Source organism: Streptomyces sp. NRRL S-37, assembly GCF_000721605.1.
In the GTDB taxonomy this organism is placed as follows: domain Bacteria; phylum Actinomycetota; class Actinomycetes; order Streptomycetales; family Streptomycetaceae; genus Streptomyces.
In genome coordinates this window covers 1-24000 of record NZ_JOIZ01000003.1, presented here as the reverse complement: position 1 = coordinate 24000, position 24000 = coordinate 1, and the positions used below count along the sequence as shown (strand labels likewise).

The following is a 24000-nucleotide window of genomic DNA, read 5'->3' as shown; positions in this document are numbered from 1 at the left end:
ACCTTGCGCGTACTGCTCACCGGACACCAGGGCTACCTGGGCACCGTGATGGCCCCGGTCCTCACGGCCGCCGGACACGAGGTCACCGGCCTCGACTCCGGCCTGTTCGCCGACTGCCTGCTGGGCCCGGCGCCCGCCGACCCGCCGGGACCGCGGGTGGACCTGCGCGACGTCACGGCCGACCACCTGGCCGGGGTGGACGCCGTGATCCACCTGGCCGCCCTGTCCAACGACCCGCTGGGATCGCTGGCGCCGGAGCTCACCTACGACATCAACCACCACGCCTCCGTACGGCTGGCCCGGCTGGCCCGCGACGCCGGGGTGCAGCGCTTCCTGTACGCGTCGACCTGCTCGGTCTACGGGGCCGCCGGCGGCGACGAGCTGGTGACCGAGGACGCCCCGCTGCGCCCGGTGACGCCGTACGCGGAGTCCAAGGTGCGGGTGGAGGACGACCTGCACGCGCTCTGCGACGGCGACTTCAGCCCGGTGTACATGCGCAACGCCACCGCCTTCGGGTACTCGCCCCGGCTGCGCGCCGACATCGTGCTGAACAACCTGGTGGGCCACGCCCTGCTCTCCGGGGAGGTGCTTGTCCTCTCCGACGGCACCCCCTGGCGCCCGCTGGTGCACGCCGCCGACATCGCGCGGGCCTTCACGGCGGCGCTGACCGCGCCCCGGGAGGCGGTGCACGACCGGGCGTTCAACATCGGCAGCGAGGTCAACAACGTCACGGTCGCCGAGATCGCCGGGCAGGTAGCCGAGGCGGTACCCGGCTCGAAGGTGGTGATCACCGGGGAGACCGGCGCCGATCCGCGCTCCTACCGGGTGGACTTCTCCCGCTTCCGCGCCGCGATCCCCGGCTTCGACTGCGAGTGGACGGTGAAGCGGGGCGCGCTCGAACTCGCCGACGCCTACCGCAAGCACCGGCTGACCCGGGAGGACTTCGAGCGGCGCTTCACCCGCCTCGCCGTGCTGCGCGCGGCCTCCGACGCCGGCACCGTCGACGACACCCTGCGGTGGCGCCGGTGACCGCGTTCGGCGAGGAGATGTACGAACTGGTGGAGCGGCTGTACCCGCTCTGCCGGAGCATCACCGGCGACGGTGTGCGCGCCACCCTGGAGATCGTCGGCGAGTACCTCCCGCTGCACGTGCACGAGGTGCCGACCGGGACGCAGGTGCTCGACTGGACGGTGCCGCAGGAGTGGAACATCCGGGACGCGTACGTCGCCGACGCCTCCGGCAGGCGGGTCGTCGACTTCCGTGCGTCCAGCCTGCACGTGCTCGGCTACAGCGTGCCGGTGTCGGCGACCATGCCGCTGGCCGAGCTGCGCCCGCATCTGCACACCCTGCCGGACCACCCGTCCTGGGTGCCGTACCGCACCAGCTACTACAAGCCGGAGTGGGGGTTCTGCCTGGCCCAGGAGACCCTGGACGCGCTGCCGGACGGCGAGTACGAGGTGCGGATCGACTCCACGCTCGCCGACGGCCACCTCACCTACGCCGAGCACGTGGTCCCCGGCCAGGTCGCCGACGAGGTGATCGTCTCCTGTCACGTCTGCCACCCGTCGCTGGCCAACGACAACCTGGCCGGCATCGCGGTGGCGACGTTCCTGGCCCGGACGCTGGCGGAGCAGAAGCCGTACTACACCTACCGGTTCCTGTTCGCGCCCGGCACCATCGGGGCGATCACCTGGCTGGCCCTCAACGCGGAACGGGTGGAACGGGTCAAGCACGGACTGGTGCTGGCCTGCGCCGGCGACCCGGGGCCGCTGACGTACAAGCGGAGCAGACGCGGCGACGCGGAGATCGACCGGGTGCTGCAGCATGTCCTGGCCGCCTCCGAACGGCCGCACCGGGTCACCGAGTTCACTCCGTACGGCTACGACGAGCGGCAGTTCTGCTCGCCCGGGTTCGACCTCGGCGTGGGCTCGCTCACCCGGACCCCGTACGCCGGCTACCCGGAGTACCACACCTCGGCGGACGACCTGGACTTCGTCTCCCCGCGGGCGATGGCGGACACGCTCGCCGTCTGCCGTGAGGCGTTCGGCGTCCTGGACCGCAACCGGCGGTACCTCAACCTCAGTCCCTACGGCGAACCACAGCTCGGACGGCGGGGGCTGTACGACTCGCTCGGCGGGCGCAGCGACGCGAAGCAGGCGCAGATGGCCATGCTCTGGGTGCTCAACCTCTCCGACGGCGAGCACAGTCTGCTGGACGTCGCCGAGCGGTCCGGGCTGCCGTTCGACACCGTCGCCGCCGCGGCCGACGCCCTGCACGGCGCCGGGCTGCTCAAGGCGTGACGCCGATGTCCACCGGGAAAGAGACGACGACCCCGGCCCGGTCCGCCCGGCGGGCCGTCGCCGGGCGGCTGTCCTGGGGACTGGCCGACCAGGCGGCCTCCAGCCTGTCCAACTTCGCGGTGGGCATCTACGTGGCGCGCTCGCTGGGACTGACCGCGTTCGGTGTGTTCAGCCTGGCCTGGGTGACCTACGGCGTGGTGCTCAACGTCTCCCGCGGGCTGGCCACCGACCCGCTCGTGGTGCGCTTCAGCGGCGTGCCGGAGGCGTCCTGGCGCGAGGCGGTGGCCCGGTCGTCGGGCACCGCGCTCTGGGTCGGTGCCGGTATCGGCACGGTGTGCCTGGCCGCCGGACCGGTCATCGGCGGCCAGGTGGGGGCCGCGTTCGCCGGTCTCGGCCTCGTCCTGCCGGGGCTGCTGCTGCAGGACGCCTGGCGGTACGCGTTCTTCGCCGCCGGCACCGGCCGGAAGGCGTTCGTCAACGACGTCGTGTGGGGCGTCGCGCTCGTCCCGGCCATGGTGGTGGCGGACCGGGTGGGCAGCGTGACCGCCTTCCTGCTCGCCTGGGGCGGGTCGGCCGCGGTGGCCGCGGTGTACGGCTGCCTCCAGTCCGGCATCCGGCCCCGGCCGGCCGGGGCGCGCGCGTGGCACCGCGACCACCACGACCTCGGTCACCGGTACCTGGTCGAGAACGTCGGCGTCAGCGGTTCGAGCCAGTTGCGGGCGTACGGGCTCGGCGCGATCGCCGGGGTCGGCGCGGTGGGGGTGATCCGGGGCGCCGAGCTGCTGCTCGGCCCGTTCCTCGCCGTACTGATGGGACTGTCGCTGGTCACCGTCGCCGAGGCGGCGCGGGTGCTGCGGCAGGCCCCGCAACGGCTCGGGGCGTTCTGCCTCCTCCTCGGCGGCGGGCAGGCCGTCGGCGCGCTGCTGTGGGGCGGGGCGCTGCTGCTGGTGCCGGACCGGCTCGGCGAGCTCGTCCTCGGTGACGTCTGGCCCGCCGCCTCGGAGATCATCGTGCCGGTCACGCTCGGCGTCGCGGGCGCCGGCCTCGGCACCGGCGCGGCGGCCGGGCTCCGCGCGCTCGCCGCGGCCCGGCGCAGCCTGCGCTGCCAGATGTTCGCCTCCGCCTGCTACGTCGTCGGCGGGATCGGCGGTGCGGTCGTGGCCGGCACGGCCGGCTCGGCCTGGGGCGTCGCCGCCGCGGCCGCCTGCGGCTCGACCGTGTGGTGGCTCCAGCTCCGGTCCGCCCTGCGCGAGCGGCATCCCTTCCCCATCCCCGAAGCATCCGCGAAGTGAGGACACCGTGACCACCCATCCCCGGCTGAGCATCGGCCTGCCCGTCTACAACGGCGAGGAGTATCTCGCCGAGGCGTTCGACGCCCTGCTCGGCCAGACCTACGAGGACTTCGAGCTGGTCGTCTCCGACAACGCCTCGACCGACGGGACCCAGGACATCTGCCGGAAGTACGCCGCGCGGGACTCCCGCATCCGGTACATCCGGCTGCCCCGGAACATCGGTGCCGCGCCGAACCACAACTACGTGTTCACCGAGTGCCGCGGCGAGCTGTTCAAGTGGGCCTCGCACGACGACCTGTACGCCCGTGACCTGCTGCGGGCCTGCGTCGAGGCGCTGGACGAGCGGCCGGACGTCGTCCTCGCGCACAGCGGCCAGGCGGTCATCGACGGCGACGGCCGGGTGAAGGTCCCCTACGAGTACGGGCTCCGCACCGACTCGCCGCACGCGCCGGAGCGCTTCCGCAGCCTGCTGTTCGAGCCCGGTGGCGACGACTTCTACGGGGTGATGCGGGCGGACATGCTGCGCCGGGTGAAGCCGCACGACAGCTACCACCACGCGGACCGCACGTTCGTCGCCGAGATCACCCTGCACGGTCCCTTCCACCAGGTGCCGGAGCTGCTGTACTTCCGCCGCGACCACCCCACCCGCGCCGAGCGGGCGAACCCCTCCAAGCGCTCCCGGTGCGTCAACCTGGACCCGCGCCGGGCCGGCCCGCTGCACCCGACGCCCCGGCTGCTCGCCGAGTACGTCTGGGGTTTCGTCTCCGCGATCGGGCGGGCGCCGCTGTCCTCCGCCGACCGGCGTGCCTGCTACCGCCACCTGGCCGCGTGGATGACCAGCCGGGCCCGGCCGGGCGCCGGCGAGCGGGTCGAGGACCGCGCCCCGGTCGACCCGGACCGGCTCACCGTCTCCGTCGACGCCCTCGTCGCCGGCCGTGAGGGGAGAAGCGCGTGACGTCCCCGCGCGTAGGGGTGTTCGGCCTGCTCGGCGCCGGCAACATCGGCAACGACGGGTCGCTCGAGGCCGTGCTCGGATACCTCCGCGCCGAGCATCCGGAGGCGGTCGTGGACGCGATGTGCGGCGGCCCCGAGGCCGTCACGGCCCGGTACGGGATCCCCGCGACGCGGCTGCACTGGTACCGCGGGGAGTACCGGACCGCGTCCCGTGCGGGCGCGGTCGCGGCCAAGGGGCTGGGCAAACTCGTCGACGTCGTCCGCACCGCCGCCTGGGTGCGCCGGCACGACGTGGTGATCGTGCCGGGCACGGGCGTCCTGGAGACCACGCTGCCGCTGCGGCCGTGGGGCTTCCCGTACGCGCTGTTCCTGCTCTGCGCGACCGGCCGGCTGCTGCGCACCCGGGTCGCGCTGGTCAGCGTCGGCGCCGGCACGATCGGCAACCGGCCGACCCGGGTCCTGACCCGCTGGTCCACGCGGCTGGCCGCCTACCGGTCGTACCGGGACACCATGTCCCGTGACGCGATGCGGGCGATGGGCGTGGACACCACACGCGACGAGGTCTACGAGGACATCGTGTTCGCCCTGCCGGCACCGGCGGCGAGCGCGCCCGCGGGACCGCCGGGCCCGGTCTGCGTCGGCGTCATGGACTTCCACGGCAGCAACGACGAACGCGACCGGGCCGAGGAGATCCACCGGCGCTACCTCGACGGGACGACCCGGTTCGTCCGCGCGCTGGCCGAGGAGGGCAGGCCGGTCCGGCTGCTCATCGGCGACGAGCTCGACCTTCCGGTGGCCGAAGCGATCCTCGACGCGGTGGGCTCGCCGCTGGTCACCGTCGCCGAGACGGCCTCGCTGGCCGACCTGATGAAGGAGACGGCGGCCGCCGGCGCCGTGGTGGCGACCCGGTACCACAACCTGATCTGCGCGCTGAAGACCGGCACACCGACGCTCGCGCTCAGCTACTCGGCGAAGAGCGACACGCTCATGGCCCGGATGGGTCTCGGCGCGTACTGCCACCCGGCCCGCGAGACCGACGCCGGCCGGCTGCTCGCACAGTTCCGTGAGCTGGAGCGGCGGTCGGCGGAGCTGCGGCGCGTCCTCGCCGAGCGGAACCTGGACGCCGACCGGCGCGTCGAGCGCCAGTTCGCCGCCCTGACCGCGGCCCTGTTCCCGACGGCCGACCACGCCCCCACCCTGAGAGAGGCTCCATGAAGGCGACCGAAGTCCCGGAGATCACCGGGGCGTACCTGTTCGAACCGACGCCGTACGCCGACGAGCGCGGCTTCTTCTGCCGCACCTTCGACGCCGACGTGGTCCGCTCGGTGGGCCTCGACCCGGACGCCTTCGTCCAGGACAGCCTGTCCCGCTCGGTCCGGGGCGTGCTGCGCGGCCTGCACCTGCGCTCCGGCGCCGGCGAGGCGAAACTCGTCCGGTGCTCGTACGGAAGGATCTTCGACGTCGTCGTGGACCTGCGGCCCGACTCGCCGACGTATCGCGGCGTGGCCACCTTCGAACTGTCCGGCGAGACACAGACGACCCTGTACATCCCGGCGGGGTGCGCGCACGGCTTCCAGGCGCTGACCGACACCGCCGACACCTCGTACCGGATCGACCGCCCGCACGACCCGGCCGAGGACGTGACGATCGCCTTCGACGACCCGGAGCTCGCCGTCGACTGGCCGCTGCCGGTCACGTCCATGTCCCGGCGGGACCGGGAGGCGCCGAGCCTCGCCGAGGCACTGAAGCACAGGGGAAGGTGAAGTGAGCGTGGACAACGAAGAGTTCCCCCTCCCCCGGTCGCGGGCGGCGAACGAGCGGCTGCACGCCCTGGTCCCCGGGGGCGCGCACACCTACGCCAAGGGCGACGACCAGTATCCCGAGAACCTGGCCCCGGTCATCAGCCACGGCCAGGGGGCGCACGTCTGGGACATCGACGGCAACCGCTACATCGAGTACGGCTCCGGCCTGCGCTCGGTCAGCCTCGGTCACGCCCACCCGCGCGTCACCGAGGCGGTGCGACGCGAACTCGGCCGCGGCAGCAACTTCGTGCGGCCGTCCGTCATCGAACTCGACGCCGCGGAACGTTTCCTGGCCACGGTGCCGACCGCCGAGATGGTGAAGTTCGCGAAGAACGGCTCCGACGCCACCACCGCCGCGGTGCGCCTCGCCCGCGCCGCCACCGGGCGCCCGCGGGTGGCCGTCTGCGCCGACCACCCGTTCTTCTCCGTCGACGACTGGTTCATCGGCACCACACCGATGTCGGCCGGCATCCCGGCGGCGACCACCGACCTCACCGTGACGTTCCCCTACGGGGACCTGGCCGCCACGGAGGAGCTGCTCACCCGGTACCGGGACGAGATCGCCTGCCTGGTCCTCGAACCGGCCGGCCACACCGAGCCGCCGCCCGGCTACCTCGCCGGCCTGCGCGAACTGGCCGACCGGCACGGCTGTGTGCTGGTCTTCGACGAGATGATCACCGGCTTCCGCTGGTCCGAGGCGGGCGCCCAGGGCCTGTACGGCGTCGTCCCCGACCTCTCCACGTTCGGCAAGGCGCTGGGCAACGGGTTCGCCGTCTCCGCGCTGGCCGGGCGCCGCGAGCTGATGGAGCGGGGCGGGCTGCGCCACTCCGGGGAGCGGGTGTTCCTGCTGTCCACCACGCACGGCGCGGAGACGCACGCGCTGGCCGCCGCGATGGCCGTGCAGACCGTCTACGCCGAGGAGGGCGTCACCGCGCGGCTGCACGCGCTCGGCGAGAAGCTGGCCGCCGGTGTGCGCGAGGCCGCGGCCGGCATGGGCGTCGGCGACCACGTCGTCGTCCGGGGCCGGGCCAGCAACCTGGTCTTCGCCACCCTCGACGAGCAGGGCCGGCCCTCACAGGCGTACCGCACCCTGTTCCTGCGCCGGCTCCTCGCGGGCGGGGTGCTGGCCCCGTCGTTCGTGGTGAGCAGCGCGCTCGACGACGCCGACATCGAGCACACCGTGGACGTGGTGGCCCAGGCGTGCGCGGTGTACCGCAAGGCGCTGGACGCGGGCGACCCGGCCCCCTGGCTGGGCGGACGCCCGGTGAAGCCGGTCTTCCGCCGCCTGGCGTGACGTCAGCGGTGCCTGGACCGGCCGGTGTCGGCCAGCCACGCGGTCGCCGGTGTCACCGCCAGCGCGGTGCACCAGCCGCCGAGGGCGTCGGTCGGGTAGTGCGCGCCCAGGGCGACCTGCGCCCAGCCCATGGCGGCGCCGGCGGCCGACGCCGCGGCGAGGACGAGTGAGGTGCCGGCCGGCCCGCCGAGGCCGCGCCGGCCGGTCACCAGCAGCGCCGTCACGAGGACGAACGCGGTGAGGAAGGCGGTGTGCCCGCTCGGGTAGGACAGGTTGTCGTCGCCGTGGATGGTGCGCCCCACCAGGGACTTGAGCAGCGTCGTCGTCCCCACGCTCAGGCCGGGGCCGGCCACGACGAGCACCGCCGCGCGAGGACTCCGGAGCAACAGGCAGCCCGTCACGGCGGCCCCGACCAGCACCGCCGCTCCCACGGGCTCCCCCAGGAAGTCGACGGCCAGAGCGACCTGCCGCCACGGCGGCCCCACACCGTCCACCACCGCCAGGATCCGCGCGTCCACCTCGCCGGGCCCGCTGTCACCGGCGTACAGAACCCCGAGCACGACGACCGTCAACGCGGCGAAACCCGCGACCGCCCCGAGCCACGCGCGCAGCCCCGACGGCAGCACCGTGAGTGCCGGCCTGCCTGTCGTACGCCCACCGCGGGTGGGCCGGATCAGATCTTCCCCCATCGCTCCATCATCGCCGCCACACCCGCCGGATGCCCCGCCTTGTGGACAACTCCCCGCCCGTGACGACTGTGTCAGCCGGGCAGGTCAAGTTCGGAGCGATTCCTGTCAGTTCGCTCACGATGATCCGTGTACGCAGAGTCAGCGTACGTATACATTCCGTAGACGGTACGTATCACTTGGCGGGACGATGGAGCTCAGTCAGAAACGGTACGGCGTGGCACGTGCGCGGGAGGTGGCCGACGGTGGCCTACGAGAACACGGACGGCGGGGCGGGTGCGGGGAGTTGTGTCGAGCCCGGGACCTCGGACAGCATGCGCACCTTCGGCGCGTTCGTCCAGGCCTTACGGGAACACGCGGGCCTCAGCCGGGAGGAGTTCGCCGCTCTGGTCCACTTCTCGAAGCACACGGTGGCCTCGGTGGAGCTGGGCCGCCGGATGCCGGACCAGAACTTCGTGGAGCGCGCGGAGGAGGCGACCGGCAACACCGGCGCGCTGCGCAGGGCCGCGCCGCATCTGTCACGGCAGGCGGGGCTGGCGAGTTGGTTCCGGCAGTGGGCACGCCTTGAGACGCAGGCGGTGACCCTGTGGACGTACGACTGCCGGGTGGTTCCCGGCCTGCTGCAGACGGAACGCTACGCGCGGGCGGTGACGGAGAGCGTCCCGCCGGTGAAGGACGAGGAGCAGGTGGTCGAGCAGGTCACAGCCCGGCTGGAGCGTCAGCGTCTGTTCGACCGCAGGCCGGCGATCACGTTCAGCTTCATCGTCGAGCAGGCACTGCTGGAGCGCGGCACCGGAGGCCCGGACGTGACGCGGGAGTTGCTCGACAGCCTCCTGGAGAGGTCGTCGCAGTTCAACGTAGAGCTGCAGATCATGCCGACCTATCAGCCGGACCACGCCGGTTTCGACGGGCCGTTGATGCTCCTTGAGTCGCCGGACAACAAGTGGTTCGGCTACGCGGAGGGACAGCGTGGCGGGATGCTGATCCTGGACCCGAAGGAGGTCAGCATCATGCTCCAGCGGTATGCGAGACTGCGCTCACAGGCTCTCACCTCCGACGACTCCAGGAGCCTGCTGAAGCGACTGCGAGGAGCGCTATGAGCAGCATCGACGAACGGGCTTGGTTCAAGAGCAGCTACAGCGGTTCCGACGGCGACGCCTGCGTCGAGGTGGCGCGGGCCACGCGGGCGGTCCACGTCCGGGACTCCAAGGACCGGCAGAGCCCCGAACTCGCCCTCTCCCCCACCGCGTGGACCGACTTCGTCACCTACGCCGCCCAGCATTGACCTCCACCCCCGCCCCGCACCGGACCCGTCCGGTACGGGGCGCTGTCGTCCGCTTTCCTCAATCACGCGAAGCAGGACGCGCATACGACCACCGCGGCTATGGCCGTCCCGGCTACCGCAGCATCGCCCAGCCCAGTGCCAGCCCGACGACGGCACCCGCCACGTGGGCGGTGACGAGAACCGACCACTGCAGCTTCTCCGCCCGCCCCACGGGCCGTACGGCCATCCTGTTCTCCACGCGCAACCCGAGGAAAAGGATGTCGGCGACGCCACCGCCACGAACAAGCGTTCGCCCGTAGAAGTATCCCAAAATAAACAGAAAAATAAGGCCGAGAATGGCGACAAAAATTCGAGTTCCCGGATTCTCGGCATAAAAGACCGCCGCCCATACGAACCTTCCACCCAACCCGAACCCGAACACCAAGGGAATCAGCAAGAAAGGCATGGGCCCCATAGGTCGGTCCGCCATGAGAACCAGCAGAACGATTGCGGCGATTACGGCGACCCACATGGCGCCAACTCCGTAGCCCACACTCGGCGGGCACTGCACGCCGAAACGTGGACCGCACGACACCGCCCTCCCCGGTCCTGACCACCAGGACCAGAAGGTCACCAAAGACGCTCCCCATATGGGCATATTCAGAACAAACACAACCGAACTGAGCACCGCACGACGTAAGGGACTCAACGCGGGCACACCCTTCCCGCGGATCGCCTCGACCACACCGAAACCTCTTCCCCGTGCCGGAACATGCGCGCCGAATATCACACATGAGTCACTCTAACAAAGCCAGAGGAGCTTCTGCTGTCGGAAACCGATGACGCCAAGGGAACGGCCAAGCCCGAAGGGGGAAGGAAAGAATCCGTCTACGTCACCAAGGATCAGTCCGTCCTCGATTGATCTGTCCAGCCGCACCTTGTGGTTCCTGACCCGGCAACGGACGGCCAGGCAGCAGCGGATCGGGACACGAGGGCGCCGCCTTCCCGCCGCGCGACAGGCTCTGCCCGCTCTGGCCCACTCGCGGTGCGGTGACACCTGCGCACAGCTCGCGGCCGGGCTTCCGGATCGGGATCGCGACCGTCTTCCGCTGTACACGCGAGGCCGTCGACGTTCTGGCCGCCCTCGCCCTCACCAGGTGTGCCGGTGCGGTACATCACCGCACCAGCACACCGCCGTCCCGCTCAGACCGGCACCCGGGACAGCGCGCCCACGATCTCGTCGACGCGGGTCTTGGCGTCGCCGAAGAGCATCCGGGAGTTCTCCCGGAAGAACAGCGGGTTCTGCACGCCGGCGTAGCCGGCGGCCATCGACCGCTTGAAGACCACCACGTTCCCCGCCTCCCACACCCGCAGCACCGGCATCCCCGCGATCGGCGAGTCCGGGTCCTCGGCCGCCGACGGGTTGACGGTGTCGTTGGCGCCGATGACCAGCACGACGTCCGTGTCGGCGAGTTCGTCGTTGATCTCGTCCATCTCCAGGACGATGTCGTACGGCACCTTCGCCTCGGCCAGCAGGACGTTCATGTGTCCGGGCAGCCGCCCGGCGACCGGGTGGACGGCGAAGCGCACGTCGACGCCCTTCTCGCGCAGCAGCCGGGTCATCTCCGCGACCGGGTACTGCGCCTGCGCCACCGCCATGCCGTAACCGGGGGTGATGACGACGGACGAGGCGGACAGGAGGAGTTCCGCGGTGTCCTCCGCGGAGATCTCACGGTGCTCGCCGTACTCCCTGTCACCCGCCGGGCCCGTCTCCAGCCCGAAGCCGCCCGCGATGACGGAGACGAAGGAGCGGTTCATCGCCTTGCACATGATGTACGAGAGATACGCGCCGGAGGAGCCGACCAGCGCACCCGTGACGATCAGGAGGTCGTTGCCCAGCAGGAATCCCGAAGCGGCGGCCGCCCAGCCGGAGTAACTGTTGAGCATGGAGACGACCACGGGCATGTCGCCGCCGCCGATGGAGGCGACCAGGTGCCAGCCGAGGGCCAGCGCCAGCGCGGTGACCGCTGTCAGCAGCCCGAGTGACGGCGTGATGACGTAGAACACCGTGAGGATCACGAAGCCGGCCAGGGCCCCGATGTTGACGGCGTTCCTGCCCGGCAGCATCAGCGGCGCGGACTTCATCCGTGCCGAGAGCTTCAGGAAGGCGACGACGGAGCCGGTGAAGGTGACCGCGCCGATGAAGACACCGATGAAGACCTCGGCGTGGTGGATGCCGTCGGTGTGCGAACCCCCCTCCAGGTGACCGTTCCAGCCGATCAGCACCGCGGCGAGACCGACGAAGGAGTGCAGCAGCGCGATCAGTTCGGGCATGCCGGTCATCCGCACGCGCCTCGCGCACCAGAGTCCGACGACCGCGCCGGCCGCGACCGCGGACCCGAGGACGGCGAGGGAGACGAGGGAACCGGCGTCGGTGACCCGCAGGATCGTGGCCGCGAGCGCGAGGGTCATGCCCGCGACGCCGTAGGCCCAGCCCTGGGACGCGGTTTCGTGCCGGGAGAGCCCGGCGAGCGACAGGATGAACAGGAGGGCGGCGACCAGGTACGCCGCGCCGGAGACCGAGAGGACGTCCATGGTCACCTCACGCCTTCCGGAACATCGAGAGCATGCGGCGGGTGACGGCGAAGCCTCCGAAGATGTTGACCGAGGCGAGCAGCGTGGCGACGCCGGCCAGCACCAGCACCACGTGGTCGGAGCCCGTCAGCTGGAGCAGCGCACCCACCACGACGATCCCCGAGATGGCGTTGGTGACCGACATCAGCGGTGTGTGCAGCGCGTGGTGCACGTGCCCGATCACGTAGAAGCCGACCACGACCGCCAGTGCCAGCACGGTGAAGTGCTGGGTGATCTCCGAGGGGGCGAAGGCGTTGAGGAGGAACAGCGCCAGTGAACCGGTGCCGACGAGGGCCGCCTTCGCGCTCGCGGAGAGCTTCTTCTCCGCCCTGACCGCCTTCTCCTCCGCCTTTCCCGGTTCCTCCGCCTTTCCCGGCTTCTTCGCCGCGGTGGCCCCGGCGGGGGCCGCGGACACCTGTACCGGGGGCGGTGGCCAGAGCACGTCGCCCTGGTGGACCACGGTCAGCCCGCGTTGCACGGGGTCCTCGAGGTCGACGGAGACCCGGCCGTCCTTGGCGGGAGTGAGGAGCTTCATCAGGTTGACCAGATTGGTGCCGTACAACTGTGACGACTGTGCCGGCAGCCGCGCGGGCAGGTCGGTGTAGCCGATGATCGTCACGCCGTTGCCGGTGGTGACGACCTCGTCCTTGACCGTTCCCTCCACGTTCCCGCCCTGGGCGGCCGCCATGTCGACGACGACGCTGCCGGGCTTCATGGAGGCGATGTCGGCGGCCGTGATCAGCCTCGGCGCCGGCCGTCCGGGGATCAGGGCCGTGGTGATGATGATGTCCACGTCCGCGGCCTGTTCGGAGTAGATCTCGGCGGCCCGCCGGTCGTACGCCTCGGAGGTCGCCTTCGCGTACCCGTCGGTCGACTGCTCGGTCTCGACGTCCACCGGCAGATACACACCACCGAGCGACTTCACCTGGTCGGCGACCTCGGGCCGTGGATCGGTGGCACGGACGACGGCGCCCAGGGAGGCGGCCGTGCCGATCGCCGCCAGACCCGCCACGCCGGCGCCGGCGACGAGCACCTTGGCCGGGGGCACCTTGCCCGCCGCGGTCACCTGACCGGTGAAGAACCGGCCGAAGTGGTGCGCCGCCTCGATCACCGCACGGTACCCCGCGATGTTGGCCTGGCTGGAGAGGATGTCCAGCGACTGGGCCCGGGAGATACGCGGGACGGCGTCCATCGCGAAGGCGTCGACCTTGTGCGCGGCCAAGGCCGCGAGCAGGCCGCCGTTGGTCGCCGGCGCGAGCGGGGCGACCAGCGTCGCGCCCTCCTTGAGCCGCTTCACCTCAACGAGTTCGGGGGCGTTCACCCGGAGGACCAGGTCGGCACGCCACGCCTCCTCGCCGGTGCCGATCGCGGCACCGGCCCGCGCGTACGCCTCGTCGGTGATGCTCGAGCCCGCCCCCGCCCCGGTCTCGATCACCACGTCGTAGCCCAGTCCGGTCAGTTGCCTGACGGTCGCGGGTGTGGCCGCGGCCCTGGTCTCCCCGGGTCTGGTCTCCCGGGTCACTCCGATCAGCATGCTCGGCTCTTTCGTCTCGTGGTCAGCCCTGGTGGTCCGCGAGGACGCGATGGTCCGAAGTGCCCCGGCCGCCCGTTCCGGGAAGGGCCCCGGCTTCCCACTCCGCGGCGGTACCCGGCGATCGATCAGCGGCCGTGGAAGTACGGTAGGTCCACTTCCCGCCGCAGTCGACGTGGCGGCGGCATGAAGCACGTCGCACCGTGCCGATCGCGCCGACGGCACTCCGCGTACGCGGAGTCGGCGTACGCGCACATTCCGTGGACGGTACGCCTCGCTCCGGGTGGCGACGGAGCCCGGTCGGAAGCGGTACGGCGTGGCACGTGCGCGGGAGGTGGCCGACGGCGGCCTACGAGAACACGGACGGCGGGGCGGGCGCGGGCCGTCCGGGCCTCGTCACCATGATCCGGTGGTGAACTCGCGCTCGCCGGTGAAGGAACGGCCGTCCCGGATGCTGCCGCTGATCCGCTCGATGAGGTCGAGGGCGTGCGCCAGGGCGCGCCGGTCCTCCTCGTCCAGCGTTTCCTCCAGCGCGTCGGCGAGGACGCCGACGCGCTGACGGCGGTCCGCGTCGAGCGCCTCCTTCCCCTCCCCCGTCAACGTGAGGACCTTTCTGCGGGCATCGCCCGGATCAGGGCGTACGGCCAGGAAGCCGGCGTCGGTCAGTTCCCTGACGGTCGCGGCCATCGTCTGGTGACGCACCCCGCGGGCCGCCGCCAGGTCGGCCGTGGTCATCGGCCCACCCGTGTCGAGGAGGCCGAGCACCGCCGCCGGGACGGACGCGAGGCGGTCGGCGGTGCGGGCACTGCGGACCAGGGTGCCGACGACCGCCCTGAGGCGGGCGGCCAACTCGCCGGAGAGAGGAGCCGGTTCGTTCGAAGTCGCGTTGTTCACGTCTGCCAGCCTAGCAAGGTCATACAGGGCACCCTGTATATATTGTGCAGGGAACCCTGTACATCAAGCCGACGGGAGCCGGCAGTGAAGCTGATCAAGCACGCCCACGCATGTGTGTCGCTGGTCAAGGACGGTGGGCGGATCGCCGTCGACCCGGGCACGTTCACCCCTGACGCGAAGGAGGTGGTGGCCGCCGCCGACGCCGTCCTGATCACGCACGAACACTTCGACCACTTCGACGAGGACCTGATCGCCCGGGCCCTGGACGCCCGCCCCGGCCTGCGGGTCTACGGGCCGGCCGGTGTGGTCGGACGCTGGCCGGACCGACGCGCCCAGGTCACCGCGGTCGAGGCCGGCGACCGTGTCGATGTCGCCGGCTTCGGCATAGCGGTCTCCGGCGACCTGCACGCCACGATCCACCGCGACATCCCCCGCGTCACCAACGTCGGCTACCTCGTCGACGGCCGGGTCTTCCACCCCGGTGACGCCTACCAGACACCACCCGCACCGGTCGACACGCTGCTGCTGCCCACCAGCGGCCCCTGGACCCATCTCGGCCGGGCGGCGGACTACGTGCGCGAGGTCGGGCCCAGCCGTCTCGTCCAGATCCACGAGATCATGCTCAGCCGGACCGGCCAGGAGTCGACGGCCCGCTTCCTGAGCCCCGCGGCGCTGACCGAGGTGCCCCTGACCATCGTCCCGGAGGGGGACGCGATCACCGTGTGACCCCGGCCGGCCGCACCGGTCCACGCCGGAGGTGGAGCCCGGACCCGGGCTCCACTCCCCCGCCGTGGACCGGGAAGGTCAGCGCCGCAGGGTGAGGAGGCCCGGCCGCCACGGCAGCCGGTTGTAATCGCCGCCCGCGTTGGGGTCCTTGCCCTGGTAGAGGAGCTGCAGGTTGCAGGGGTCGATGGTCATGGTCTGGTCGGGGTTGGCGCGGACCAGTTCACCGTGGCTGATGTCGTCGGTCCAGGTGGCGCCGCTGTTGGCCTTGCCCGCGAAGGGGTTGCTCTCGCTGGCGGCCTGGGGGGTCCAGGAGCCGTTCAGGCTGGATGCCGTGAAGGAGCGGAAGTAGCGCCGCTCGGTCGCACCCCGAGCCTCGACGATCATGAGGTACTGGTTCTGGCCCTGGACCTTGTAGACCTGCGGCGCCTCGAAGAGGTTCTTCTCCGTGTCGCTCATGATCGTCGTGTACGACGACCCGAAGTTGCCCGGGAAGTTCCCGATCGGCATGCTCGCCCGGTAGATCTTGCCGTTGTCACCGGCGAAGAACAGGTACATGTTCTGGCCGTCGCCGATCAGCGTCTGGTCGATCGGGCCGGTGCCGGAGCCGGAGATGCTCCCGGTGAACAGCGGCTGCGCGGAGGACCAGCCGTTGGGGTTGGTGGGGTCGCTCGACGTGCGGTACATGAAGGCCGCCGAACCCCACTGGTAGGCCAGCACCCAGATGTTCTTGGGCGCGAAGTAGAACAGCGTGGGCGCCACCGCGGCCTGGTTCATCCCGGTCTGGCGGGCCGACGCCATGTCCGACCAGTTCGTGAAGGGACTGAACATCATCGATCCGTACGAGGATCCCGAGAAGTTGGACGCGTAGACCAGGTGCCTGCCGTTGTGCGTCACGGTGGTGAAGTCCTTCAGCGAGGCCCACCCGTTCGCCGGCTGCGCCAGCGCCCCCGTCGACGTCCAGCGGTACGTGGACGGAAGGGCACACGTGCCGTCCGTCGGCGGCGTCCCGGTCAGGCCGGTCCACTTCTGGTTGTCACCGCCGTTGCACGTCCACAGCTGCACCGCCGTGCCGTTGGCCGTGCCGTGGTCCTTCGCGTCCAGGCACAGCCCGGACTCCACGCCGACGACCGTGCCGTCGGAGTTCACCCGCCACTGCTGGTTCGCGGCACCGCTGCAGCTCCAGATCTGCACCCGGGTACCGGCCGTGGTGGCGTGGCCCGGAACGTCCAGGCACTTGTCGCCGTACACGGTCAACTGGTTGGCGTCCGTCAACGTCCACTGCTGGTTGGTTCCGTTCCAGCAGTCGTAGAGCTGCAGGTACGTGCCGTCGGTCTGTTCGGCGCCCGACACATCGAGACACCGGCCCGAACCGACACCGCGCAAGCTGCCGCTACTGGCCGCCTGGGCCGGGGTGACGACGAGCATCGCCGCCAGCGCGGCCAGGGCCGCGACCACGGCGGCGAGCGCCGCGGACGGATGTCTGCGGCTGAAACTTCCTCTGCGCATGGGGACTTCCTCAACCTCGAGTGGGTGGTTCCGGCCTGCCTCCGGCGAGGCCGGCCGGACTGTCGGTGCGGTGCGGTGTGCGGCGGTCCGTGAGCGTCACGGCGGACCGTTCGCACCTCCCGGCCTTTCACGGCCTTTCGAAAGACCGGTGACGCCCGGCGCCTTCGGGCGGCCCGGACGAAGAGGCGACGACAAGAAATTGTCAAGACCATGACATACGCGCATGACACGACTCCTTGCGGTTCCGCGTTCGGGCGGTACGCCCCGGAGGCACCCGCCGCGCAGTGAAGCATCGACATGTTCGTCATATCGAACATGGGTCGAAGGATCGAGCAACCTGAATGATAGGGAGCCGGTGAACGGCGTCAATACCTCTCGCACGTATCGCTGCCGGTGTCGAAACATTAGGGGAAGCTCGCCCGCGAGACGTCGCACGTCAGGCCGGATCGGCGGATCCAGCAGGATCCACCACCCTCAGAAGCCGGGGCGCCGCCACCCTCGCGAGCTCTCGACCCGGCCCGTCACCGGTGACACCGGGGGGCTCAGCACCCAACTCTCGAGGCTTCGAAAGTTTCGAACAACGAACAGAAAGTTTTCTTGCAGGAAGTATTGACGATGCATCGTCAACACCCCAATCATTCCTGTCTGGGAAAGCGGCCACAGATCGATATGTCGAACCACACCGCCTTGGACAAGCCATGTCGCACGGCAGATCCACGCACCACCGCACCACAGATCCGCACACCGAACCACCCGCACCACCCCGTGTCGTTCCGGTGAGGTTCGCGCCGGCGCGTCCTGGCTCTCCACGCGGTCGAAGAGGTACGCGACGCCGCGTGACGCTTCCCCGGCCGAGCCGCGACGGATCACTCCCGTACCCGTACCGAAAACCGGCCCGTTCCATGACCGCGGTGTCCGGCGGCTCCGTGCCGCCCGGACTCCGGAACCGCTCCGTCCGTCCGCCGCAAGGGAGCGGACGCCACACTCCCCCGCACTCCAGTCCTTCCCCCATGTCTACCTTGGAGGCACAGTAATGGGCTCGTACGCCCTCCCCGGACCCGCCGCCCGGCGGAAAGTCCGCGGCCTGCTGCTGGCGCTGGCCGTCGGCGTCCTCGGCGCGGCCACCGCGGTGGCCGCGCCGCCGCCCGCCCACGCCGCCGAGAGCACGCTCGGCGCCGCGGCGGCGCAGAGCGGCCGCTACTTCGGCACCGCCATCGCCTCGGGCAAGCTCGGCGACTCGGCGTACACGTCGATCGCGTCCCGTGAGTTCAACATGGTGACGGCCGAGAACGAGATGAAGATCGACGCCACCGAGCCGCAGCGCGGTCAGTTCAACTTCTCGTCCGCCGACCGCGTCTACAACTGGGCGGTGCAGAACGGCAAGCAGGTGCGCGGCCACACCCTGGCCTGGCACTCCCAGCAGCCCAGCTGGATGCAGAACCTCAGCGGCAGCACCCTGCGCCAGGCGATGATCAACCACATCAACGGCGTGATGGCCCACTACAAGGGCAAGATCGTGCAGTGGGACGTGGTGAACGAGGCGTTCGCCGACGGCAATTCGGGCGCCCGCCGGGACTCCAACCTGCAGCGCACCGGCAACGACTGGATCGAGGTCGCCTTCCGCACCGCGCGCGCCGCCGACCCGTCCGCCAAGCTCTGCTACAACGACTACAACGTCGAGAACTGGACCTGGGCCAAGACCCAGGCCATGTACAACATGGTGAAGGACTTCAAGTCGCGCGGCGTGCCGATCGACTGCGTCGGCTTCCAGTCGCACTTCAACAGCGGCAGCCCGTACAACAGCAACTTCCGTACGACGCTTCAGCAGTTCGCCGCGCTCGGTGTCGACGTGGCGATCACCGAGCTGGACATCCAGGGCGCGTCGCCGAACACCTACTCCGCCGTGGTCAACGACTGCCTCGCCGTCTCCCGCTGCCTCGGCGTGACCGTCTGGGGCGTGCGTGACATGGACTCCTGGCGTTCGAGCGACACCCCTCTGCTGTTCAACAACGACGGCAGCAAGAAGCAGGCGTACTCCTCCGTGCTGAACGCCCTCAACAACGGCGACGGCGGCGGCGGCCCGGACCCGGAGGAGCCCGGTGACGGCACCGCCATCAAGGGCGTCGGCTCGGGCCGCTGCCTGGACGTGCCCAACGCGAGCACGACCGACGGCACGCAGGTCCAGCTGTACGACTGCAACGGCCGCTCCAACCAGCAGTGGACGCAGACCGACGCCGGTGAGCTGAGGGTCTACGGCGACAAGTGCCTGGACGCCGCCGGCACCGGGAACGGCGCCAAGGTCCAGATCTACAGCTGCTGGGGCGGCGACAACCAGAAGTGGCGCGTGAACTCCGACGGCTCCATCGTCGGCGTCCAGTCCGGCCTCTGCCTCGACGCCGTGGGCACCGGCACCGCCAACGGCACCCTGATCCAGCTCTACTCCTGCTCCAACGGCAGCAACCAGCGCTGGACCCGCGCCTGAGGGGACCCGTCACAGCCGGAAGGCGCATCGATGACAGCCTGAGGTGCGGCTCCTCCCGCCCCTCCAGGAAGACATCCTTGACGGTCCCGGGCCGCCGCCGTGAAGGCGGCGGCCCTCGCGGTCCGGCGGAGTCCGTGAGCGCGCGACGACGTCGAGGGCGCCGGACGGTACATCACGCCGGCCGGTCGACAGCGGCCCGCCCCGGTCCCCGGACCGGGGCGGGCCGCGACGGCGTCGCCGAACCACCGGATCACCGGCAGCCGCCCTCCGCTCTTCCCTCCCGCGTGCCGCACCCGTCCGGCTCAGCCGTGATGGCGGTGGGGCCGGGGCGAGGCGAGAGTGGGAGCGTGCTCGACGTTTCCGTCGGTGCGCCCCCGGTTCGCTGTGTGAAGGAGCACCATCATGTCCGAACGCAACACTCTCATCCGCAGCCTGCACGATGTGGGTCTGGCCGCCTGGTTCGGCGGCTCGCTGATGGGCGCGGTCGGCCTCAACGGTGCGGCTCAGGACGTGGGCGGACAGGGGGCGGCCGCCGACCGGATCTCGTCGTCGGGATGGGCGAAGTGGGTTCCGGTCAACGCCGCCGCCATCGGCGCGCATCTGTTCGGCGGCGGCGGACTGCTCGTCGCGAACGCCCACCGCGTCGCCACCCAGCAGGGAGTGGCCGCCTCCACCACGGCCAAGACCCTTGTCACCGCCGCCGCTCTGGCCGCCACCGCCTACGCCCGTGCCCTGGGCAAGAAGGTCGAGCTGGCCTCGTCGACCGATCCCGAGGACGTCGAGAACGCGCAGAAGCACCCCATCGACCTCGACAAGGCGCGGCGCCAACTGGCCGTCGCGCAGTGGGCGGTGCCGGCGCTGACCGGCTGCCTGGTGGTGCTCAACGCCCTCCACGGCGAGCAGCAGCGTCCCTCCGAGCAGATTCCCGGCATCTGGGAGCGGGCCCGTTCCGCGACCCACTTCATGGCGTAGGGCCCCGTCCTGAGGACGGGGCCCGCAGCCGGTGGTTCGCCGGGCAGAGGTCAGCCGCTGACCGTGATGGTCGAGCTTCCGCTGCTCTGGTACCCCTCGGTGGCCATGATCATGTAGTACCTGAACTGGCCCATGTTCATGCCCGCGCGGGCCCAGGCGTCGAAGTGGTTGCCGGTGGTGATGGTGCCGGAGCCGCTGGTCACCTTCGACTGGCGGACGCTCCAGTACTGGTTGAAGGTGCGGGTGCCCTCGACGGAGGGGGCGTTGTACCGCGTCGTCCTGTAGATGTCGTACACGCCGCCGTCGCTGTAGACGGTGCCCCGGTGCTCGCCGGTGGGCCGGTAGCTGCCCCAGTTGTCGACGATGTAGTACTCCACCAGCGGGTTCGAGGTCCAGCCGTAGAGGCAGCCGTAGCCGTTGCCCGACGGGTTGAACCAGCCGGTGTAGCGGACCGTCCTGCGCCCGCCGGTGTTCCAGCCCTTGCCGGCGACGAAGTTGCCGCAGTTGGTCCACCGGGTGCTGTAGCTGCCGCCGCCGTTGAGGGTCATGGAGACGGAGCCGCCGCCGTCGGTCCAGAACGAGTAGTACATGCCGTCGTACCCGGTCTGGTTGGTGGTGATGGTGGTGGCGGCGTGGGCGGCGCCGGGCAGCAGCAGTCCGGACGCGGTGGCGAGCGCGACGGTGCCGGCGCCGCCGAGGAAGCCTCGCCGGCTCAAGCCGCTGAAGGGGGCGGGGTTCTGCTGAATGTGGTCCTGCTGCATGCGTCCTCCCGATGAAGGCTGGTGGGGGGCGGGCGACGTCTGCCGTCCGCGGCCTTGCATGGAACACGGCGGGGGGTCACCCGCCGCCGCGCCGCGACGACCGGCCGCCCTCCCCGGTCGCATGACGCGAGGGGAACGGCGGCCTCCTGTCGTCCGGTGGCCACAGTTTTCGTAGAACGCCATGACCCTGTCAATACTTTCGACGACCTTTCGGAAACACTTCTTTCACCAGCGGAGGCCTTGGCGAGCATATCTTCCCTGGTCAAACCGCCTCTCAGACAAACCGCCATGGGGGACGGAATGAGATAAGAGAGGGGTGCAACGCAAGCACATCCACACCCCTCCGAAACTTTCGACCAGGTGTGGACGCGACTGCGACACCCCGCCGGAAACGACCGCGCGCGAGCGGCCCGGTCCGGACCACCGCGTACGACGCGGCGAGATCCGCGACCGTCGCCTGCGTCGAGGCGCGATACCGCGCGAGGCCGCGACGAACGCGAGCGCGGCGCGGTCACCCCTGCGAACGCGGCCCTCACCCTGTCGCGGCCGGACGCGAGTTGACCCTCCCCCTACGTCAGGCTTGAAGCTGTGGGCCGACGAAAGGGCAGGTGGATGAGTTACTCCGTGGGGCAGGTCTCGGCCTTCGCCGGCGTGACGGTGCGGACACTGCATCACTACGACAAGGCGGGACTGCTCTCGCCCAGTGACCGCAGCCACGCCGGATACCGGCTCTACAGCGAGGCCGACCTGGTCCGTCTCCAGCAGATCCTCTTCTACCGCGAACTCGGTTTCCCCCTCGCCGAGATCGCCGCGATCTTCAAGGATCCGCAGGTGAACCCCCTGGAGCGGCTCCGGGCCCGGCAGCGGCAGCTGAACGAGGAGATCGCCAGGCTGCAGCGGCTGGCCGAGGTGGCGGAACGGGCCATCGAGGTCCAGAAGACCGGGGTGCCCCTGACTCCCGAGGAACGCTTCGAGGTGTTCGGTGAGGTCGCCTTCGACCTGAGTTACGCCACCGAGGCGGAGCTGAAGTGCGCACGCTGGTTCACCTCCTGCCCGCCCGACATGCACCGGCGCATCGCGGACGACTTCGTCGCCGACCCGCGCGCCTTCGCCCTGGTCGTACCGCCCTCGCAGCAACGCCCGGGCCTGGCCGCCTACACGCGCAAGGCCGTCTACGCCAACGCGGCCCGCCGCGCCGGTGACGGCACCGATGGTGAGGAGAACCGATGAGAATCATGATCGCCTCGGCAGGATCGCGCGGCGACGTCGCGCCCTACACGGGCCTGGGCGCCGAACTGCGCCGGGCCGGCTACGACGTCGCCCTCGCCGCCACCGACACCTTCGCACCCCTCGCACGCGAGGCGGGGCTGGAGTTCCGGAGTCTGCCCGCGGACACGCGGGGGCATGGCGATGTCACGGGCAAACGGGACTTGATGCGGGCCGCTTCGGCCTTCATCACCGAACTGGGCCAGGGCTTCGCCGACGCGGTGGACAAGGGCACGGACCTGCTCCTGCTGTCGACCACCACGGCTCCCCTCGGCTGGCACCTCACCGAGGCCACGGGCACACCGAGCCTCGGCGTGTACCTCCAGCCCACCGCACCGACCGGCGACTTCCCGCCCGTCGTGACCGGCACCCGCTCACTGGGCCGGCTCGCCAACCGGGCGACCGGACGCTTCGCGCTGCGGATGGCCGACCGCGTCTACGCACAGGCGGTCGCACAGCTGCGCCACCGCCTCGCCCTTCCCCCGGCCTCCCCCTCCGAGGTGCGCCGGCGCCAGGAGCAGGTGGACTGGCCCGTCCTGCACGGCTTCAGTACGGCCCTGGTACCACGTCCCTCCGACTGGCGCCCCGGCCTGGACGTCGTAGGCAACTGGTGGCCCCATCACGACCCGGCTGAACGGCTGCCTGCCGAGCTCGAGGACTTCCTGTCCGCCGGACCCCGGCCCGTCCTCATCGGCTTCGGGAGCATGGCGTCCGGCGACGGGGAACGGCTGAGCGAGATCGCGGTACGAGCCCTGCGCCGCGCCGGCCTGCGCGGCATCCTCCAGGCCGGCAGCGCCGGACTCGCCGCCGACGGGGACGACGTGCTCACCGTCGGGGACGTACCGCACGCCCTGCTGTTCCCGCGGCTGGCCGCGGTGGTCCACCACGGCGGGGCCGGCACCTCGGCCGCCGCGTTGCGCGCCGGAGTGCCCGCGGTCACCGTCCCGGTGACCGCGGACCAGCCGTTCTGGGCCGGCCGACTCGCCGCCCTCGGCGCCGCCACCGACCCGATCCCGTTCCGGTCCCTCACCGCCGAACGGCTCGCCGCCTCCCTTCACCAAGCGGTGAGGCAGCAGTCCCACAGTCGAGCCGCCGCGACAGCGGCACACCACATGGCGACCGAAGACGGAGCACAAAGGACGCTCAAGGCCGTCCGGCACCTGACCGAGGGATGACGCCGAACCGTTCCTCGCGCTCGTCCCGTCGCCTGGGGCTGTCTCTTCACCCCGCCCTGACAGCGCTGGTGCCGGCACGTGAGTGACGAGCGTGAATCACCCCGTGGGCTTGACGGCGTGGCCGATCACAGTGATCCCGAGCCCGTTGACTTCCTCCCCCTCCTGAAGGAGGGGGATTCCTACGGCTCGCGCCGTGGGGTTTTCTGCTTCATCGCCGACTGCCCGCCCGGAGTACTCCGTTGAGGTCTTACACCGGCTCCACAGACAGACGCCGTCAGCCCGACGGCCAGGATGTTCTTCGCCGCGTTCACGTCCCGGTCATGGATCGTCCCACAGCTGTCACACGTCCAGGTGCGGACGTGCAGCGGCATCTTGTCCCGCAAGGTGCCGCAGGTCGAGCACAGCCTGGAGGAGGGGAACCAGCGGTCGATCGCGATCACTTCGCGGCCGTACCACTGGGC

22 protein-coding genes are annotated in these 24000 nt (G+C 70.8%); 14 read left to right on the top strand and 8 right to left on the bottom strand.

Translation table 11 applies throughout. From position 1 onward, the window contains the following. The first annotated feature begins 3 nt into the window (after positions 1-3). From IH50_RS0104330 to IH50_RS0104300, 7 genes are read left to right on the top strand one after another with little or no spacing between them, the layout of a single operon-like run. On the top strand, positions 4-1029 hold the full coding sequence (locus IH50_RS0104330) for an NAD-dependent epimerase/dehydratase family protein (protein WP_030857382.1): 1026 nt from the start codon (positions 4-6) through the stop codon (positions 1027-1029). Then, positions 1017-2300: a DUF4910 domain-containing protein gene (locus IH50_RS0104325; RefSeq protein ID WP_030857380.1), complete on the top strand. Its 1284-nt coding sequence runs from the start codon at positions 1017-1019 to the stop codon at positions 2298-2300. Before IH50_RS0104330 ends, IH50_RS0104325 begins: the two co-directional genes overlap by 13 nt. A 5-nt stretch (positions 2301-2305) precedes the next feature. Then, a complete protein-coding gene (locus tag IH50_RS0104320) occupies positions 2306-3592 on the top strand; it encodes a membrane protein (protein ID WP_030857378.1) in 1287 nt (428 codons plus the stop codon). Between the two features lie 7 nt (positions 3593-3599). Next, the gene (locus IH50_RS0104315) at positions 3600-4547 is read left to right on the top strand and encodes a glycosyltransferase family 2 protein (protein ID WP_030857376.1); all 948 of its coding nucleotides are present in this window, start codon (positions 3600-3602) and stop codon (positions 4545-4547) included. Beyond that, entirely contained in the window at positions 4544-5761 is a 1218-nt protein-coding gene (locus IH50_RS0104310) for a polysaccharide pyruvyl transferase family protein (RefSeq protein ID WP_030857374.1), read from the top strand. Before IH50_RS0104315 ends, IH50_RS0104310 begins: the two co-directional genes overlap by 4 nt. Next, the gene (gene rfbC, locus IH50_RS0104305) at positions 5758-6309 is read left to right on the top strand and encodes a dTDP-4-dehydrorhamnose 3,5-epimerase (RefSeq protein ID WP_030857372.1); all 552 of its coding nucleotides are present in this window, start codon (positions 5758-5760) and stop codon (positions 6307-6309) included. The genes IH50_RS0104310 and rfbC overlap by 4 nt, the downstream gene beginning before the upstream one ends. A 7-nt stretch (positions 6310-6316) precedes the next feature. Continuing rightward, positions 6317-7642, top strand: coding sequence for a glutamate-1-semialdehyde 2,1-aminomutase (locus IH50_RS0104300; protein ID WP_030857370.1), 1326 nt, complete (start codon positions 6317-6319; stop codon positions 7640-7642). Positions 7643-7644: 2 nt separating this feature from the next. Here the strand turns inward: IH50_RS0104300 and IH50_RS0104295 are convergent, their stop codons facing one another. Then, the gene (locus tag IH50_RS0104295) at positions 7645-8331 is read right to left on the bottom strand and encodes a phosphatase PAP2 family protein (protein WP_030857368.1); all 687 of its coding nucleotides are present in this window, start codon (positions 8329-8331) and stop codon (positions 7645-7647) included. Between the two features lie 242 nt (positions 8332-8573). Here IH50_RS0104295 and IH50_RS0104290 point away from each other — a divergent pair, with 242 nt between their 5' ends. Both IH50_RS0104290 and IH50_RS0104285 read left to right on the top strand, forming a co-directional pair. Continuing rightward, entirely contained in the window at positions 8574-9428 is an 855-nt protein-coding gene (locus IH50_RS0104290) for a helix-turn-helix domain-containing protein (RefSeq protein ID WP_030857366.1), read from the top strand. Beyond that, positions 9425-9613: a DUF397 domain-containing protein gene (locus IH50_RS0104285; RefSeq protein ID WP_030857364.1), complete on the top strand. Its 189-nt coding sequence runs from the start codon at positions 9425-9427 to the stop codon at positions 9611-9613. Before IH50_RS0104290 ends, IH50_RS0104285 begins: the two co-directional genes overlap by 4 nt. 112 nt (positions 9614-9725) lie before the next feature. Here IH50_RS0104285 and IH50_RS0104280 read toward each other — a convergent pair whose 3' ends face one another. From IH50_RS0104280 to IH50_RS0104265, 4 genes are all read right to left on the bottom strand, one after another. Beyond that, a complete protein-coding gene (locus IH50_RS0104280; protein ID WP_030857362.1) occupies positions 9726-10124 on the bottom strand; it encodes a hypothetical protein in 399 nt (132 codons plus the stop codon). Between the two features lie 671 nt (positions 10125-10795). After that, complete coding sequence (pntB, locus tag IH50_RS0104275; RefSeq protein ID WP_030857360.1) at positions 10796-12187, bottom strand: Re/Si-specific NAD(P)(+) transhydrogenase subunit beta; 1392 nt, start codon at positions 12185-12187, stop codon at positions 10796-10798. Between the two features lie 7 nt (positions 12188-12194). Further along, positions 12195-13760: a Re/Si-specific NAD(P)(+) transhydrogenase subunit alpha gene (locus tag IH50_RS0104270; RefSeq protein ID WP_030857358.1), complete on the bottom strand. Its 1566-nt coding sequence runs from the start codon at positions 13758-13760 to the stop codon at positions 12195-12197. Between the two features lie 393 nt (positions 13761-14153). Beyond that, entirely contained in the window at positions 14154-14651 is a 498-nt protein-coding gene (locus tag IH50_RS0104265) for a MarR family winged helix-turn-helix transcriptional regulator (RefSeq protein WP_158801159.1), read from the bottom strand. A gap of 84 nt (positions 14652-14735) precedes the next feature. Here IH50_RS0104265 and IH50_RS0104260 point away from each other — a divergent pair, with 84 nt between their 5' ends. Continuing rightward, positions 14736-15377, top strand: a complete 642-nt coding sequence (locus tag IH50_RS0104260; protein ID WP_030857354.1) for an MBL fold metallo-hydrolase — start codon at positions 14736-14738, stop codon at positions 15375-15377. A gap of 78 nt (positions 15378-15455) precedes the next feature. Here the strand turns inward: IH50_RS0104260 and IH50_RS0104255 are convergent, their stop codons facing one another. Beyond that, the gene (locus IH50_RS0104255) at positions 15456-16883 is read right to left on the bottom strand and encodes a non-reducing end alpha-L-arabinofuranosidase family hydrolase (RefSeq protein WP_030857352.1); all 1428 of its coding nucleotides are present in this window, start codon (positions 16881-16883) and stop codon (positions 15456-15458) included. A 1033-nt stretch (positions 16884-17916) separates the two neighbouring features. Here IH50_RS0104255 and IH50_RS0104250 point away from each other — a divergent pair. Then, entirely contained in the window at positions 17917-19365 is a 1449-nt protein-coding gene (locus IH50_RS0104250) for an endo-1,4-beta-xylanase (protein WP_030857350.1), read from the top strand. 402 nt (positions 19366-19767) lie between these two features. Continuing rightward, positions 19768-20337, top strand: a complete 570-nt coding sequence (locus IH50_RS0104245) for a hypothetical protein (RefSeq protein WP_030857348.1) — start codon at positions 19768-19770, stop codon at positions 20335-20337. A 50-nt stretch (positions 20338-20387) separates the two neighbouring features. Here the strand turns inward: IH50_RS0104245 and IH50_RS0104240 are convergent, their stop codons facing one another. Then, positions 20388-21098: a glycoside hydrolase family 11 protein gene (locus IH50_RS0104240; RefSeq protein WP_030857346.1), complete on the bottom strand. Its 711-nt coding sequence runs from the start codon at positions 21096-21098 to the stop codon at positions 20388-20390. A gap of 612 nt (positions 21099-21710) precedes the next feature. Here IH50_RS0104240 and IH50_RS0104235 point away from each other — a divergent pair. Together IH50_RS0104235 and IH50_RS0104230 are read left to right on the top strand one after the other, a co-directional pair. Continuing rightward, entirely contained in the window at positions 21711-22328 is a 618-nt protein-coding gene (locus tag IH50_RS0104235; RefSeq protein WP_030857344.1) for a MerR family transcriptional regulator, read from the top strand. Beyond that, positions 22325-23539 (top strand): glycosyltransferase, encoded by a 1215-nt coding sequence (locus IH50_RS0104230; RefSeq protein ID WP_030857342.1) that lies wholly within the window; start codon positions 22325-22327, stop codon positions 23537-23539. The genes IH50_RS0104235 and IH50_RS0104230 overlap by 4 nt, the downstream gene beginning before the upstream one ends. A 179-nt stretch (positions 23540-23718) precedes the next feature. On the opposite strand, the gene IH50_RS39340 is transcribed toward IH50_RS0104230, so the two are convergent. Then, the coding region (locus IH50_RS39340; RefSeq protein ID WP_158801157.1) for a zinc ribbon domain-containing protein at positions 23719-24000 on the bottom strand (282 nt) is incomplete at its 5' end.